Origin of the sequence: Brevibacillus fortis, from assembly GCF_046196545.1 — a bacterium.
Classification (GTDB): domain Bacteria; phylum Bacillota; class Bacilli; order Brevibacillales; family Brevibacillaceae; genus Brevibacillus; species Brevibacillus fortis_A.
Genome location: NZ_CP176370.1, coordinates 3,955,618 through 3,970,945, shown reverse-complemented (window position 1 = coordinate 3,970,945; position 15,328 = coordinate 3,955,618). Strand labels below are relative to the sequence as shown.

Annotated in this window: 12 protein-coding genes and 3 pseudogenes; 12 read left to right on the top strand and 3 right to left on the bottom strand. The window is 41.4% G+C overall.

The window, feature by feature from the left end:
• Window positions 1-440: 440 nt before the first annotated feature.
• A pseudogene (locus tag ACKKE8_RS19710) lies at window positions 441-566 on the top strand (TetR family transcriptional regulator); the annotation flags it as partial.
• 5 nt (window positions 567-571) lie between these two features.
• Here ACKKE8_RS19710 and ACKKE8_RS19705 read toward each other — a convergent pair.
• Window positions 572-814 carry an MATE family efflux transporter gene (locus ACKKE8_RS19705; RefSeq protein WP_409179167.1) on the bottom strand — a complete coding sequence of 81 codons (243 nt, stop codon included), beginning with the start codon at window positions 812-814 and terminating at the stop codon, window positions 572-574.
• Window positions 815-938: 124 nt separating this feature from the next.
• Window positions 939-1,400, bottom strand: coding sequence for a GNAT family N-acetyltransferase (locus ACKKE8_RS19700; RefSeq protein WP_409174537.1), 462 nt, complete (start codon window positions 1,398-1,400; stop codon window positions 939-941).
• An 82-nt stretch (window positions 1,401-1,482) separates the two neighbouring features.
• Here ACKKE8_RS19700 and ACKKE8_RS19695 point away from each other — a divergent pair, with 82 nt between their 5' ends.
• The 3 genes from ACKKE8_RS19695 (at window position 1,483) to ACKKE8_RS19685 (ending at window position 6,432) form a co-directional block, all read left to right on the top strand.
• Entirely contained in the window at window positions 1,483-2,307 is an 825-nt protein-coding gene (locus ACKKE8_RS19695; RefSeq protein ID WP_409174536.1) for a MerR family transcriptional regulator, read from the top strand.
• A gap of 468 nt (window positions 2,308-2,775) precedes the next feature.
• Window positions 2,776-4,590: a PucR family transcriptional regulator gene (locus tag ACKKE8_RS19690; protein WP_409174535.1), complete on the top strand. Its 1,815-nt coding sequence runs from the start codon at window positions 2,776-2,778 to the stop codon at window positions 4,588-4,590.
• 102 nt (window positions 4,591-4,692) lie between these two features.
• Window positions 4,693-6,432: an amidohydrolase gene (locus ACKKE8_RS19685; protein WP_409174534.1), complete on the top strand. Its 1,740-nt coding sequence runs from the start codon at window positions 4,693-4,695 to the stop codon at window positions 6,430-6,432.
• Window positions 6,433-6,663: 231 nt separating this feature from the next.
• Here the strand turns inward: ACKKE8_RS19685 and ACKKE8_RS19680 are convergent.
• Window positions 6,664-6,793 (bottom strand): annotated as a pseudogene (locus tag ACKKE8_RS19680) (transposase); the annotation flags it as partial.
• A 33-nt stretch (window positions 6,794-6,826) separates the two neighbouring features.
• On the opposite strand from ACKKE8_RS19680, the gene ACKKE8_RS19675 reads away from it, so the two are divergent.
• From ACKKE8_RS19675 to ACKKE8_RS19640, 8 genes and pseudogenes are all read left to right on the top strand, one after another.
• Window positions 6,827-7,054: a helix-turn-helix domain-containing protein gene (locus ACKKE8_RS19675; protein WP_409174533.1), complete on the top strand. Its 228-nt coding sequence runs from the start codon at window positions 6,827-6,829 to the stop codon at window positions 7,052-7,054.
• Window positions 7,055-7,215: 161 nt separating this feature from the next.
• Window positions 7,216-7,767 carry a hypothetical protein gene (locus tag ACKKE8_RS19670; RefSeq protein WP_409174532.1) on the top strand — a complete coding sequence of 184 codons (552 nt, stop codon included), beginning with the start codon at window positions 7,216-7,218 and terminating at the stop codon, window positions 7,765-7,767.
• Between the two features lie 271 nt (window positions 7,768-8,038).
• A complete protein-coding gene (locus tag ACKKE8_RS19665) occupies window positions 8,039-8,542 on the top strand; it encodes an RNA polymerase sigma factor (RefSeq protein ID WP_409174531.1) in 504 nt (167 codons plus the stop codon).
• 1 nt (window position 8,543) lies between these two features.
• The gene (locus ACKKE8_RS19660; RefSeq protein WP_409174530.1) at window positions 8,544-9,404 is read left to right on the top strand and encodes an RsiV family protein; all 861 of its coding nucleotides are present in this window, start codon (window positions 8,544-8,546) and stop codon (window positions 9,402-9,404) included.
• A gap of 204 nt (window positions 9,405-9,608) precedes the next feature.
• Window positions 9,609-11,534 (top strand): acyltransferase family protein, encoded by a 1,926-nt coding sequence (locus tag ACKKE8_RS19655; protein WP_409174529.1) that lies wholly within the window; start codon window positions 9,609-9,611, stop codon window positions 11,532-11,534.
• A gap of 304 nt (window positions 11,535-11,838) precedes the next feature.
• Window positions 11,839-12,477 carry a hypothetical protein gene (locus ACKKE8_RS19650; RefSeq protein ID WP_409174528.1) on the top strand — a complete coding sequence of 213 codons (639 nt, stop codon included), beginning with the start codon at window positions 11,839-11,841 and terminating at the stop codon, window positions 12,475-12,477.
• Window positions 12,478-13,018: 541 nt separating this feature from the next.
• Window positions 13,019-13,438 (top strand): annotated as a pseudogene (locus tag ACKKE8_RS19645) (putative PEP-binding protein); the annotation flags it as partial.
• 85 nt (window positions 13,439-13,523) lie between these two features.
• Window positions 13,524-15,236: a methyl-accepting chemotaxis protein gene (locus tag ACKKE8_RS19640; protein WP_409174527.1), complete on the top strand. Its 1,713-nt coding sequence runs from the start codon at window positions 13,524-13,526 to the stop codon at window positions 15,234-15,236.
• Window positions 15,237-15,328: the final 92 nt, after the last annotated feature.

Here is a 15,328-nt window from a genome sequence, read left to right as displayed (position 1 = left end):
TTGTCTCGTGGTAGGATGTGGTAAAACAAGAATGAACTCACCCGGGAGGATTTTGCCTGCGGTGAGTTACTTCTTGAAAAAACTGTATCCGTTATCAGTATTTTAATGCATTGGATTCTTTCATTGATACTAAGTGATCTTTGAATGTGCACTATTTTCCGTGAGTTAGTTAGAGTTAATTTCAGGGAGATGGATTGGGGAAAAAGGCAGGCTCTTTTTTGTTTGGTTAACCAGTTTTATAATCTTTTCAACGTATTGAAAAAGGAGTTCTCCTGAGTCGGTTGTAAAATTGTTGTGATTGCCATCGATAAGATGTTACAGGAACATTTGTCCAAACCGTTTTATGCGCATCAATTCATTGAGATATTACAGGCATGGTGTCAGTAAATCTTGTGTTATAATAAGCGCGGGTAAATAGCATGCGAGAAATCACTTAGAGATTGACGGTTGAGCAAATTGTAAAGGAAAGTGGAACATCAAAAGGCGGATTTTACCACAACTTCAAATTGAAGGATAAGCTTCTTTACATCATACATGATATTTCCTATGTATTAGAAAAGGCACAGTAAGCTTACCAACAATGGATGAATGCCACTTGCCGTGCCGTTTTGGAAAAATATATGGCTGAGTTGCCCCCTGATACTCCAAATGATTGTGTAAAGACTGCTTGTGCTTCTTTATATTTCTTCTGACCTAGAAAAATTGAATATAAAGTGGCTCCTCCTATCCCCATCCACAATGAAATGGATAATAGAATAGAGAAGATTGGCGCTGTAATATTAATGGCTACAATTGCTTCAGGTCCAATCCCAATACTGACAAAAATGCATTAGCAGCATTCCAAGTAAAGACGGCACTAAATAAGAAAAAACAATGGCCTAACAGCTTTTTGTTCTAATAAAATCGTCGCTTGCTCCATAAGTCGTCTCCCTCAGTATTTATACATTGACTTTCTTCACCATGACTTTTTCACCGTTAATATCAATTTCTCCATTGAACTTGAATCCATATTTTTGATAAATACGAATGGCTTGGACATTGTCCTTAAATACACTTAAGTAAATTTTTTCACAGTTATACTGTTTGACAAGGTGCTGAATAAGAGCTTCCAATGATTGCTTACCTAAGCCATATCCTTGATAACGGTGGTCAATAAAGTAGCGATCTAACCAAACACGTTTATCTTCTATTTCATCTTCACCCGGGAATTCCCCGTACATCGCAAATCCAACTAATTCTTTGCCAGTATATAGCCCTACTGGTTGATAATAGCTACATGCTTTTGCATCTTGTAAACATTTTTGAGGTGTTTCGATAAATGAGGTTTGGTCCTTTTTGACACGTAATTGCAGGATTTCTTGAACATTTTCTGGCGTTATGTCACGAATAATGATATTCATGACTATCAAACCCTTTCGCTTAAATTTATAGTAAGAAATGTACACTATATAGTAACTATATAGTCAAGAGAGGGAGGTTTATATGTCAGAGGCGACACACAAATATTTTACGACAGGGGAATTTGCGAGGCTATGTCGAGTCAATAAGCAAACATTGTTTTATTATGATGACATCGGGTTAATGTCACCAGATATTAAAAATGAGAAGGGCTATCGATTCTATTCGTATCGACAGTTTGAGTTATTTAACGTGATTGAACTATTAAAAGAGGTCGGGATGCCCTTAAAAGAAATAAAACCCTTTTTGGAAAACAAAACACCAGAAAACTTTGTTAGCCTTTTAGAAGATAAAGCGTCTAAAATTCAGCGCAAAATTCAAAACCTGCAGCAAATCCAACAAATGATTGAAACGAAGCTTAGCTTGACCAAGGAAGCCATCAAAACCGATTTTTCACGTATTCATATAGAAGAACTTTCGGAGGAAAAATTATTTTCCAGTGATGCCATTCTAGATTGTACGGACCGAGACTTTGTACGGGCTGTTTCTGATTTTATCGATGCGCTCCATACGCATCGTCTCGATACGGGTTATCCAATTGGAGCGATGGTTTCACGTAATCAACTATTGTCAGCAGATTACGAAAACTATTCGAATTTATATATGAAACAAACAGAAAATCATGAAGCGATAACTTGCTATACAAAGCCAAAGGGGTTGTATGTGGTTGGCTATCATTTTGGAAAGAGTGAGAGGATTACTGCAACTTATGAAGAAATGCTTGCATTTATAAAAGCCCACGAACTTCAAATCGGGGAATATTCGTATGAAGAATACGTCCTAGATGCGGTAACCAAAAATACTAGCGAAGAGTATGTGACAAAAATAATGATAGAGGTTCGAAAATAGAAGGTGTTAGGCAAAGCAGCAATACTTTAAAAAGAAAGGCAGAATGGAACTCGACAATCGAGTCCTATTCTGCCTTTCTTTTTAAAACTCGGAAAATAGAGATTAATAGGAGCATTCCTGTAAGGAAAGAATTTGGCGTTAGATAAAAAAGTACCTCCTGTTAACATACGAGGTGTCAGCTGCGCAGCAGACCCTTCAATTTGTATCTTCAACATGAAGCATATCCCAGATAATAACTTTCTTCGCGTATTGGAAAATGGTTTTGTCCCGATTGTTACGAATCAACTCAGATCGATAAAACTTAATAGATCAAATTAATAATAGGGATCACATATTATATTTTACATATGGTGTACCAAGATTGTTGAATTAAGTGGCAGCGTTTTGAACGAATATCAATTATGATGTTTGTGGCAACGCTTCTGGTTGGGTTTCTTTCATATTTAACTGATAGAAATGAGGGATATAATGGACAAATGGGAGTGGATTTGGGGGCAGAATAGTATTGAAGATATCGATATACACTTACGTAATGCTGCGAGAAATTTGCACAAACTAGAAACCGTTGATGAAGCACTGCGGTTTCTATTAGAGTCATTTTGGGATGAGTTTGTCTGTGACTACGTTGCAATTATTCAAAAATCAGAGGATGTCTTGAGTATTCGAACAAGAAGAGGAGACTCACAGAGTTTTGAGAAGAAGTTTCCATTATCGTGTTCGTCTTGTTTGGAATGCTGTTTATCTAAACCACATTGTTCTATGGATGGTATCGAGGTATGGAAGAGTTGTGATCTGCTTAGGGAATTTGAGAATGAAGGTTTTGTTACCTGGTTTACCTTCCCAATTAAGGAAAGCGACTCGACCAATTTTGATGTCTGTTTTGTTGGATATCGGGAGGCGGCTCCCTTGAATATCCAAGCGGACAAGTCCTTTGGGGAATATGGGAAAGATTTCGCAATCGTAATGGAAATGGTAAAAAACAAAGAGAAAGAAAAGCAGAAATTGAAGGCAGAACTGGAAGACAAAAATCGCTTGGAAAAACGAATGATTCACTATAAAGAATTAGTGACACAGGCTCTGGTAGGTGATGGTTACTTTGAGATTACCAAAACCCTCTCACATTTGATTGGAAAAACAGTTATTCTATTTGATCGTTTCCTGCATCCGATCTCCAGTTTTTTCATGGGAGAACGTAATGAGGAGCTAGAGGAAATCGTAAGACAACTGAATGTAAAAGCATGGGAAATCATGAATATACCTGATCGAGAGCAGTGGCTCCAATATGGGGAAGACAATCATCTTGGAATATGGAAGGTAGTTTGTGGCATTGAGCTATTCGGGTATGTAGGTGTGAAAGCAAGTAAACAGGAATTCGATCTGGAAATGCGAATGACACTGAATTACGCCTTGGATGTATATGCGATTCAGATCAAAAAGCAAAAACTTGTGGCAGATGCAAAAGAACAGGTTAAGGACGGTTTTATCCATCAACTTTTCCTGGAAAAGATTGAAGATAAAGAAAAAATGATCGGATATGCCAATCTGTTTAATCTCAATCTGTTTGAACCTAATAGAATTGGTGTATTATCTATCGAATGTAATCATAGAGAAGCGGATTTACAATCATTTAAGCTCAAGATGACTTGGATATGGGAAAGAATCAGAACAGCATTACACCTTTTTGATCGAAATATTATCGTAACGCAAAAAGAGGAACGCTATGTTCTGATTGTTCCTGACCAAAAAGAAAAAGACAGCAACCTCTATTGGAAACTGATTCATAAACAAATTAGGGATGTTGTTTCACCAACCATACAAGGAATTGAAATTTTTTTAGGAATAAGTTCTAGGACACAGACCATAGAAGACTTCCACGTTTGTTATCGCCAAGCTCATCAAGCTTTGAAAATCGTAAGTAACCGCTTATCAAACAAACGTATACAAAACTTTGACAATCTTGGTTCTCTTTCCATTTTATTTGATCTTAAAGAGAGTTTTGCGGCAAAATTGTTCATCAAGAAATATCTGGACCCGTTATTAAACTACGGAAATGAAAAGGGAAAAGACCTGTTTGATACATTGAGAGTATATTTAGCCATGAACGGGAATTTAAAAGAAACTGCAGAATATCTTTTTATCCATCGAAGTTCACTGAAGTATAGATTAGAAAAGATAACAGGCTTATTACAGTTGGAGCTGGATGATCCGGAAGAGCGGTTTAATCTCATGTTAGCCTTTAAGCTGTATGATTTATTCGGACAAAGAAACCTCCACCATGGATGAAAAAGTATTCATTTTTCGTCTGCTATGAACATATTTCTCTACCTATTTTTTATATAGAATTTTTCCTGAAGTGAATAGTAGACACGCAGGAAAGGTGATTGTATGAAGCTAAAGAAGACGGTGAATGTTGCTCTTGCATCTCTCTTAATGAGTACACTTTTCTCAGGATTTGCACAGGCCCAAACAAATGCAACGAATCCCATCAGTAAAAAGGCAGATGTCATATTGCAAAACGGTACCGTTTACACCGTTAATGCAAAGCGCGATTTTGCTGAAGCCATAGCGATCAGCGATGGGAAAATTGTATATGTTGGCACCAATCAAGGAGTAAAACCTTATCAAAACTCAAAGACCAAAGTGGTTGATCTTGGTGGAAAGATGGTTCTTCCTGGTTTTATTGATAGCCACACTCATGTGACTGCAGCCGTTGAAACAATCTTTTCAGTGAATCTGGTTGGAAAAGAATCGCGGGAGGATTATCTCCATACAATTAAAGAATTTGTTCAAAAGAACCCTAATCTTAAAGGCTTGAAGGGATTTGGCTGGGAAAACCCTGTCTTCCCCGGAAAGGGCCCGAAAAAAGAGGATCTTGATCAAATCGTAAAGGATATACCTGTTGTCTTAACCTCAGGAGACCATCACTCGGTGTGGGTGAACTCTAAAGCTCTTGAACTGGCCGGTATTACCAAGGATACCAAGAATCCAGAAGGCGGCGTAATTGAGCGAGACGATGTTACGGGGGAACCTACTGGTACTCTTCGGGAGACCGCTCAAGATCTGGTTTTGGGGATTATTCCGGATTACTCTGAAGAAGAGTATAAGGAAGGGATTTTAGCGTATGAGCAGATGGCAGCAGAAAAAGGGATTACTTCTGTCCATCTCGCGCTAGCTGTTCCAGGTAGTAATGCCCTAAAAGCATTAAAGGCTCTTGAAGCAGAAAACAAACTTCATCTAAAATATCGTGTTTCATTGGCCACTGATCCTTCCAAGGGTTCGTCACAAGTAAAATCGTTGGTAGAAGAACGGGCGAAACTAAACGGACCCGATGTCCAGGTAAACTCGGTGAAGGTATTCATGGATGGTGTAATCGAGGGAGGAACAGCTGCACTAATTGAACCATATATGGATAAGCACAATGCAAAACCGCAATGGGACCCTCAAGTCTTTAACGAAACAGCTGCTGCATTGGATAAAGCAGGTTTTGCCATGCATGTTCATTCTGTCGGAGATGCTGCCACCAAAGAAACCTTGAATGGTTTTGAATACGCGGTAAAGAAGAATGGAAAAAGAGATTCTCGCCATCAGATGACTCATCTTCAAATTGTTCAGCCAAGTGATATTCAGCGCATGGAAAAATTGAATGTTGTGGCTGTTGCCAATCCATATTGGTTTATTAAATCACCAGGCTATTATGAAAACATTGAACTGCCTTATCTCGGAGAGGAACGGGCGAGTCGTGAGTATCCGATGAAGAGTCTGATCAATAACGGAGTGAAAGTGGCCTCTGCCAGTGACTATCCGATAACGTGGAAATTTGATCCATTATACGGAATACAAGTAGGTGTCACCAGAGAGGAGCTCGGAAATACCGATCCTAAGTTAGTGCTGGGACCTGAAGAAAAAGCATCGGTTGCTGATTTGATTGCCAGCTTCACGATTAACGGTGCCTATGCCAGCTTTTCAGATAAAATCACTGGTTCCATTGAACAAGGGAAGGAAGCAGACCTTGTTGTGATCGATAAGAATCTCTTTAAGATTCCTTCGACAGAAATTGGTAGTGCAAAAGTATTGTTGACGATGGAAGCAGGAGAAGAAACCTTCAGGGATGCCACGTTAAAATAATGAACTACCTGGGACTGTCCCAAAAGGGTAACTCCGAATGACAAAATCCCCAAAAAACATCCCGTTTCATTTTCTAGGGTGGAACGGGATATTTAATTCCCTACCAAGCCACTGACTTCGAAATAACCCTTTTCAACGAATTCCCCTTATAATCTACGGTTGAAACATAGTAGAAGTTGCCATTCGCTCCAATAGCGTTAATGTCCACCTCGCACTACTCGGAGCGGACGGTTTTTTGCTGTATCCATTACGGCTATTCGAAGTACGCTTGTTTTTTCATGGCATGCTTTGCGAATCCAAGAGAGGATTCCATCTCAGCTTCGAGTATTTCTTGGATCGTTTCAGCAAACAAATCCTTTAGTGAGCGAGTCAAATTGGTAAGAAAAAACATGATATGACTCTAGTTAATTTTGCCAAAAGTCTTGGTATATCACATGCAAGTTTAAGCGAAATTGAATCAGATAAATCAACTCCTTCTATAGAAGTATTAGTATCTTTGGTAATTCAATACAAGGTCGATATGCATTGGCTTATTTTAAGTAAAGAAATGGTCTATATGAAGAAAATGGAGAAAGATGAAGTAATTGATTATATTAACCTAAAATTACTGCGATATAAATGAGTTGGATTTCCATTCTCCATCGCATGATGGTCGAGAGCACATGTAATAAAAATGGCATTAGCCCGGTGTCTTTCAGTGATTAATCGAAAAACAAACTTTTTAGGGTATCTCATACGTCTTTCATGTGTAAGGCAAGCAAATGATAAATGGAGGTTAAAAAAATGAAAAATCAACACGTAAAGAAACTTTCTTTTTTGGTACTCGCAGGTTTTATTTGTGCAGCAGGAGTGGGAAAACTCCAAGTTGCTTCTGCAGAACAGACAGTTCAAGCCAAAAAAGTGGAAATTGGTCAAAAATTTATAGCGCCCGAACTTAAACCAAAAGAAAATACGTATGTACTTGATTACAAAATGGCCGATGTGAACGGTGACTCTATTGAAGACAAAGTGATATTGGTTGGAACAAAAGAAATGATTGATGGAACATTAGATGCTTATGCAGACAATTTATCTATCGTAGTGCAGGATGGAAAAAACCAAGGGTACGTAAAATATGATTGGTTGTTCAAAGGGGAAGATGGATCATTACATGGGGAGTTAGGAAGAGAACCAAACCTAATTATTGGTGACTATACGGGTAACAAGGTGAACGATATTATTGTTACGGCTCCACAAGGAGGAAATGGTGGAAATGTGGATCATCTTGTCTTAGCTTTGGAAGAAAATAAACTGAAAATGGTATTTGCTGATAACCAAAGCACTGTAAAACAATAAAACGATTAGTTATATACTTTCCCAGCAAACTTACAATTATTTAACAAGAAACTCGATTTCCTCAAAGGGACATCGAGTTTCTTATTCCATTGAAATATTTATAGTTCGTTTATCCACGTTACATTGGAGCAACCTTCATTTTTACTGTGAGGAAGGTGTCAGGGACGCTGGTTTTTGCCATTATCGAAAAACAAACTTTTGGGTTAGCTCAGACGTCTTTTACATGTAAGGCAAGGAAATGATAAGCGCATATCAAGGGGAGAATCTTTGAATGGATAGAAAGTTAGAAAAATTACTTATCCGTTTTATTACGGAAAATAAACAGAATGTGTATCAATTAGCATTCAGTTATGTAAAGAATGCAGATAATGCACTGGATATTGTTCAGGACTCTATCCATAAGGCATTGTCATCTTCACAAACCTTAAAATCCGAGGGTTCGCTAAAAGCCTGGTTTTACAGAATTGTGGTGAATACATCTCTCGATTTCCTTAGAAAACAAAAGAGGATTCAACTAGTAGATGATAAGGTGTTGGAATTACACAGCCCCATAAGTGAAGATGCCTACCATGACATTGATTTAGAGAAGGCTTTGGAGGAATTACCCAATGCCTATCGGACTGTAGTTATACTTAGATATTTTGAGGATTTAAAAATTGAAGAAATTGCGGAAGTGATGAACGAAAACATCAACACTATAAAAACTCGATTGTATCAAGCACTTCGCAAACTTCGAATTCAAATGAGCGATGAAATTTTACAGGAGGTAAAATAATATGAGCGAACAACTGGAACAATTGAAAAGAAAATATAAGAATACGCCTATCCCCGATGAATTGGATTTCGTCGTGAAGAAAGCCCTCAAACAAAAAAAGAAAAATCAAGTGAAAATGATGAAGCCTCTCGTTGGGATTGCGGCTGCAGCTTTTTTATTGATAACAGGGATTAATACTAGCCCCGCCTTTGCACATGCCCTATCGGAGGTACCATTGGTTGGCTCGCTTGTCAAGGTGTTAACTTTTAGAGAATTTAATGTAGATGACGGACCTGCTAAAGCCGAAATAAAAGTACCGGCAATTACAAACATGAAAAATAAAACGTTAGAAGACACCCTAAACAAAAAATATTTGGAAGAAAATAAAGAGCTTTATAACGAATTTAAGACTGAAATGGAGGAATTAAAGAAAAATGGCGGAGGTCATGTAGGTGTAAAAAGCGATTACGTAATCAAAACTGACAATGATCAAATCCTTGTCGTGGGCAGATATGTTGTAAATACGGTTGGTTCCTCCTCAACAACTTTTAAATACGACACAATAGACAAGAAAAATCAACTTTTGATTACCTTGCCAAGTTTATTTAAAGATGATAGCTATATTAACCTAATCACTGAAAATATTAAAGAACAGATGAGACAGCAGATGAAGGCAGACCCCGAAAAGGAATATTGGGTAGAAGGTTCCATGAGTTTTGAAACGATTGCGAAAGATCAAAGCTTTTATATTAACAATGAAGGTAAACTTGTTATCTCCTTTAATAAATACGAAGCCGCACCCGGATTTATGGGCGTGTTGGAATTTGTCATACCAACCAATGTGATTGCCAATGCATTAGTAAGTAACGAATATATAAAATAAAAATCGAATTCGAGTAACAGGTGTCTGTCAAGCTTAGTGTGAAACCTATTCATTATTGTCATCGAAAGGGCAGAGTGCAGATGCATGGCATGAAACGATTGAAGCAGAACAAAATTAACAGGCTTGCGGCGTCGAGCCGCATAACAAATGATCGATTTCCATCGTTCGATACACTCGTTGTAATAGAGGAGGAGGGCGAAAGGTATGCCTAAGCCGCTGAACGGTAATGGCCGCTATATGGCTGGACTTGACGGACTGAGGGCACTCGCTGTTTTTGCCGTCATCGTCTATCACCTCAATGTCGGCTGGGCTCCCGGGGGGTTACTAGGTGTCGCCGTGTTTTTCGTATTGTCCGGGTACCTTATCACAGACATCCTCATTGCACAATGGAAAAGAGACGGGAAGATTGATTGGAAAGACTTCTGGTTAAGACGGGGACGGCGGCTGATGCCCGCGCTGCTCGTCACAATTGCGGTCGTCATGGTATGGATCACGTTACTCGATCGCTCCCAACTGATACCGCTTCGTGGGGAGGTCCTGTCGACGCTGCTCTATGTCAACAACTGGTGGCGTATCTTTCACGAGGTTTCGTATTTTTCGAGCTTCGGTCCGCCTTCCCCGTTTGGTCATTTCTGGTCGCTCGCCGTGGAGGAGCAGTTCTACCTACTGTGGCCGCTGCTTCTTGTTATCGGTCTTCACTTCTCGCCGCGGAGATGGCGGCTTCTCGCGTTGACTCTCGCGCTCGCGCTTGTTTCGGCGCTAGCGATGGCGTTGCTTTACGAGCCAGGTACTGACCCGAGCCGGGTTTACTACGGAACAGATACGAGAGCGTTCGCCCTGCTCATCGGCGCCGCGCTCGCCATGATATGGCCAAGCCGCAATCTCTCCGTAAAAGCTGCGCCTCGAGCACGTTTACTCCTTGATTGCATCGGGGCGGCTGGTCTGGTCACGATTGTGGTCATGATCTGGCTAACCGATCCGTACGACAGCTTTCTTTACCGAGGAGGATTTGTGCTACTGTCCGTCGCCACAGCCGCAGTGGTAGCGGTGCTCGCCCATCCGGTCAGCCGACTGGGAAAAGTGTTGGGGTGGAAACCGCTGCGGTGGCTTGGTGTTCGATCTTACGGCATTTATCTTTGGCATTATCCGGTTATCGTCCTGACAAGTCCTGTGGTCAACACCGGCGAGACCAGTATTGTACGCAGCATATTACAGGTAATCGCGAGTGTTGTACTTGCCGCGCTATCGTGGCGGTTTATCGAGGAGCCGATTCGCAACGGCGGTTTGGGTAAACGGAAAATACGGAGGAATCGGGTATCGATCGGTCGCAACATGGCTTCGGTGTATAAGCTACTCGTACTTATGCTTTTTCTAGTCAGTATAACTAGCTGTGCTTCTAACATGGCGACGAGCACAGTTTCACAAGGCGCCGGAAACCTTCAAACGGATGGGACAGCGTCGCCGAACTCTCAGCAAGAATTCGATGCAGCACTCGACAGCAAAGGACATTCGGGACTTGATGGCTCATTGCCGCGGGACCATCCTGTCCGCCCTGAACACAAACTTATTTCGGAGCCAAACGACTCGAAACAGCCCGTTGAGACTCTGGAGCCGGATACGGGTCAGAGAGTGACTGCGATCGGCGACTCGGTCATGCTCGACGTCGCTCCTTATCTGAAAAACCTTCTTCCTGGAATCACAATCAACGGCAAAGTGGGCCGACAGTTGTCTGAGGCGCAGGACGTAGTCGATCAACTCAAGACGAACGGCAAGCTAGGCGACGTAGTCATTATCGAGCTCGGCACGAACGGATCATTCTCGGAGAAGACACTTGTTAATCTAATGAATTCGCTCAAAGACGTTCGGCAAATTGTACTTGTAAATACACGAGTGCCGCGTCCTTGGGGACAAGTCGTCAACTCAGCACTGGAGGAGGCAGCTAATCAGTTCTCTAATGTGACACTCGTCGACTGGTACGCGGCCAGCGCCAACAAGGATTCGTATTTCGCACGGGACGGCGTGCATCTTGTCGAGGAAGGCGCCAAAGTATATGCTTCTCTGATGGTGGAAGCGATCAAACCGCAACAAAACGGCGATACCCTTAGCGGTACAATTGTAACCGTCCGTTAATGTGATGCCGAGACAAAAAGAAAGTCAGTTACATTTTCTATAAGGGGCACCGCTAACAAGGAAGAAACAACAATTTTAATGGCTACATTTATGGCTATGGGAACGAACATCAGTCTTACAAAAAGGGCTGAAGTAGTACCAGACATTTCATACCGGCAGATGCCCCAATGCCACGTTTTAAATGCCAGCCAAAACGTTTTATGAAATAAAGTGTCACTTATCTGTAACTATCCTTATTATATCGCTTGTTTATAATACCCTCATAAACAACGACACACCTTATACGAAGAGAGAGGAAACCAACATGAATTTCAAAAAAATCATCGTCGGTACCATACTGACATCCGGCGTAGTGATCGGCATCTTACTTGCTGTTAACTATGACAAAGTAGAACACCCAGATTCTCAAGAAAATTTCAGCTCAAAGCCATTGACTTCCTCGAATGGGCATCACAAGGTGAACGAATCTACAGGTGCAGATAAAGATAAAATTCAGCCATCGGCCAAAGTAGAACAACCAACACAGAATGTTGCACAGGAAAGCGGAAAAACTAACCTTTACACTAACCCTCAAGCAAATTTCAGCTTTAAGCCTCCTATTTCTTGGAACGGAAATTATAAGGTGAACCAATACGCAGGTGCAGATGCAGACAAAATTCTGCCATCTGCCAAACATGTAGTGCAGTTCGATTATGCGACGAAGGATGGAAAAAGTTCTGAAACGCTTCTGATGATCTCCGTTTTTACGAAAACGGATTGGACTCGCCTCTCTAGCGAAGCAGGTCCGCCTGTTGGGACATCCATTGCAGAATCAAATGACATGGTGTATGTGTATACAACTCCACAGTCCAATCCGTTAGATTCCCAGTCAGAAGACGGCAAGCTGTTTGACCAACTATACGGTGATTTGAATATAAATGAATCTTTCGCACTTTTAAAATAAGATTGTTATTATTGGTTGTACTCTGAAAAGACATGAATTATATTGTTCATTCTCGTCAGGGAGAGAGTCTCGGTTCATAAAGTGGAACTCAGAACGGAACAAACTAATTCTCTCTACATTGGACGCTACGAGCGCATCCGTCTCCTCCAAACAGCCATGTTGGCCATCAAGTGCACACTATGGCCATCGAGCGTTTGAGCAGGCATGTCCTTCAAGGCTTCATACGCCTGACGCTCCGTTTCGGTCTGTGCCACATTTTCTCGATAACGGGCCAAATCGCCGTGTGGGACGTGGAACCGCCTTTTGCCGTAGCGATACCGCGTACAAATGCAACGTTTCCGAAGGTGTTTAGGCCCTCTGAGACAAGTATGAACGGCTTTTCCGGAAAAGTTGCTGTCTGCTCACTTCCTTACAGGTTGTGAATCAAGCGACGGCTTACATCGAGGATATCGTCAGCCGCTCTTTCATATAATCGTTGTTCATGCTTTTAAACATGGTGATAAAGTGATCGGCCACCTGTTGAACTGCTACCAGTGCGGAAGCGTACAAGCGAGTAGTAGCCGCTTTTGGCGATAAACCGGTGATCATCTGTCGGCTGGACGTGGGCGGCGACAAGTATCTGCCGGCTCTGGAGCTCCCCCGGGAAGAAAACCCGTTTCTCGGCTTCAGGGCCATTCGCATCTCGCTTACCCGTCCGGATCTGTTCCACATATAACTGCGAGCTCTGCTTCGTGCCAGTGCGCCTGGGCGATTGCAGATTATGTTTCCGGAGATTTCCCACCTGGAGCAATAGATGGAAATCACAGGCGCATGCCTCCAGGCAGATGCTTTAGCCAAGGAAGTTCAGTTCTTTAGCATCGGAACCAACGACCTCGTCCAGTATACGTTAGCTGTTTACAGGATGAATGAAAAGATAGCCGATTTGTATAGTTATTACACCAAGACTATTCAAATGTTTTGAACAAGTTCAATGAATATGGACAAAGATGGAACGTTCTTCTAGAATATATGCTTGGGAAATTTGTACATAAAGGAGCAAAAATGGAATGCAGTGGATAAGGGATATAAAAGTAAGAAGAAAAATACTGCTGCTCATGATAATGGCAGTTGTATTTTTAACCATGGTAGGGTTCGTGGGGGTTACATACATTAAAAGTATGGCGGAAAATTCAACTGAAATGTATGAAGATCGGATGAATTCAGTAAGATGGCTTTCTGAAATCCGACTGAATAATCGTGTCGTTGAGGTAAATACATTAGGCTTATTACTAACGAAAGACCCGAAAGAGAATGAAGAAATGAAGAAAACAATGAACGACAGAGAGGAAGCCACCGCACAGTTGATAAAAAGCTATGAAAGAACAAAAATGGATGAGCAGGAGAAAGAGATATTTGGTCAATATAAAGAGTTGCGCAGTACATACTGGGAAAATGTAGAGAAAGTAATTGCTCTGGCGATGGTCAATAAAAATGATCAAGCTTACCAATATTATGTAGAAAATGTTAGAGAGACTCGTACGCAGTTGAGTGGTAAGCTGGAGAAACTGGCGGATTACAATCAGGAAAGAGCGGAAGAACTCTATAAGACAAATACCGCTTATGCAAAGGGCGCGATTACTTGGACAGTTATCATTACAGTGGTTGCGATTGTATTATGTGCGCTTTTCACTTTAGTCATTGGTCGCATCATTACGCGTCCGCTTCACATGATGAAAGAATTAATGGCAAAAGCGGAGCAAGGCGATTTAACCGTACAAGGAGATTATCAAGCGAGAGATGAGATAGGGATGTTAACCCAATTATTTAACAACATGATGCGCAGTGTACGTAGTGTCGTGCAGCAGGTAAACACAAATGCAATGGAATTATCGGCAAGTTGTGAGGAGCTATTGGCAACGGGTGAACAGGTAAAATACGCGGCAAGTCAGATTTCAACAACAATTCAAGAAGTGGCAGGAAGTGCAGAGTATCAGCTGTCCGGTGCAGATCAAGTAAATCAAGCCGCTTTAGAAATTTCCAAAGGAATGGAGCAAGCCGCATCTGCTATGCAGGCTGTAGCCGATCTGACAGTAACGGCAAATCATAAGGCGACGACAGGGAACCGGGTTGTTACAGAAACAGTAGCCCAGATTGAGCTTGTCCAGCAAAAAGTGAATACGACAGCGTCAGTTGTTGATACGCTTGGTGAGAAGTCGAAAGAAATTGGGCGGATTGTTACGCTGATTACCGAAATCTCCAATCAAACGAACTTGCTTGCCTTAAATGCAGCGATCGAAGCAGCAAGAGCAGGCGAGCATGGAAAAGGGTTTGCGGTTGTAGCAGATGAAGTGCGAAAACTGGCGGAGCAGTCAGGACAGGCATCTGAGGAAATCGGGCAGTTGATTTCTGAAATTCAGGCAGAAGCAGGGCATGCAGTTCGTTCGATGGGAGAAGGAACGTCTGCTGTTCATAAAGGGATTGAGATGGTTCAGCAGGCAGGTGAAGCGTTTCATGATATTACGAATATGGTGGAACATGTTTCGGTACAATCACAGGAAGTGTCTGCGATTGTAGAAGAAGTAACGGCGAGTTCTCAGCATGTGGTGAAAATGATAAGAGGGCTTGCGGATACTTCACAGCAATCTATGACCCATACACAAAATGTGTCTGCAGCAGCGCAGGAACAGTATTCATCGATGGAAGAAATCGCTTCTGCTATTGAAGTAGTAAGCAGAATGGCGGAAGAATTGCAACAATCCATAACTAAGTTCAAAGCATAAAAGTACAGGAAACAGTCAAAAACCTCTTGGGTAATGTAGTGCACCCCTTAATGTAGACATTGGAAAAGCACCCTGGTGTTAAAATCGATGAA

Coding starts and splice junctions, on each gene's coding strand:
- ACKKE8_RS19700 (WP_409174537.1), bottom strand. CDS start 1,400: ATGAATATCATTATTCGTGACATAACGCCAGAAAATGTTCAAGAAATC.
- ACKKE8_RS19695 (WP_409174536.1), top strand. CDS start 1,483: ATGTCAGAGGCGACACACAAATATTTTACGACAGGGGAATTTGCGAGG.
- ACKKE8_RS19690 (WP_409174535.1), top strand. CDS start 2,776: ATGGACAAATGGGAGTGGATTTGGGGGCAGAATAGTATTGAAGATATC.
- ACKKE8_RS19685 (WP_409174534.1), top strand. CDS start 4,693: ATGAAGCTAAAGAAGACGGTGAATGTTGCTCTTGCATCTCTCTTAATG.
- ACKKE8_RS19675 (WP_409174533.1), top strand. CDS start 6,827: ATGACTCTAGTTAATTTTGCCAAAAGTCTTGGTATATCACATGCAAGT.
- ACKKE8_RS19670 (WP_409174532.1), top strand. CDS start 7,216: ATGAAAAATCAACACGTAAAGAAACTTTCTTTTTTGGTACTCGCAGGT.
- ACKKE8_RS19665 (WP_409174531.1), top strand. CDS start 8,039: ATGGATAGAAAGTTAGAAAAATTACTTATCCGTTTTATTACGGAAAAT.
- ACKKE8_RS19660 (WP_409174530.1), top strand. CDS start 8,544: ATGAGCGAACAACTGGAACAATTGAAAAGAAAATATAAGAATACGCCT.
- ACKKE8_RS19655 (WP_409174529.1), top strand. CDS start 9,609: ATGCCTAAGCCGCTGAACGGTAATGGCCGCTATATGGCTGGACTTGAC.
- ACKKE8_RS19650 (WP_409174528.1), top strand. CDS start 11,839: ATGAATTTCAAAAAAATCATCGTCGGTACCATACTGACATCCGGCGTA.
- ACKKE8_RS19640 (WP_409174527.1), top strand. CDS start 13,524: ATGCAGTGGATAAGGGATATAAAAGTAAGAAGAAAAATACTGCTGCTC.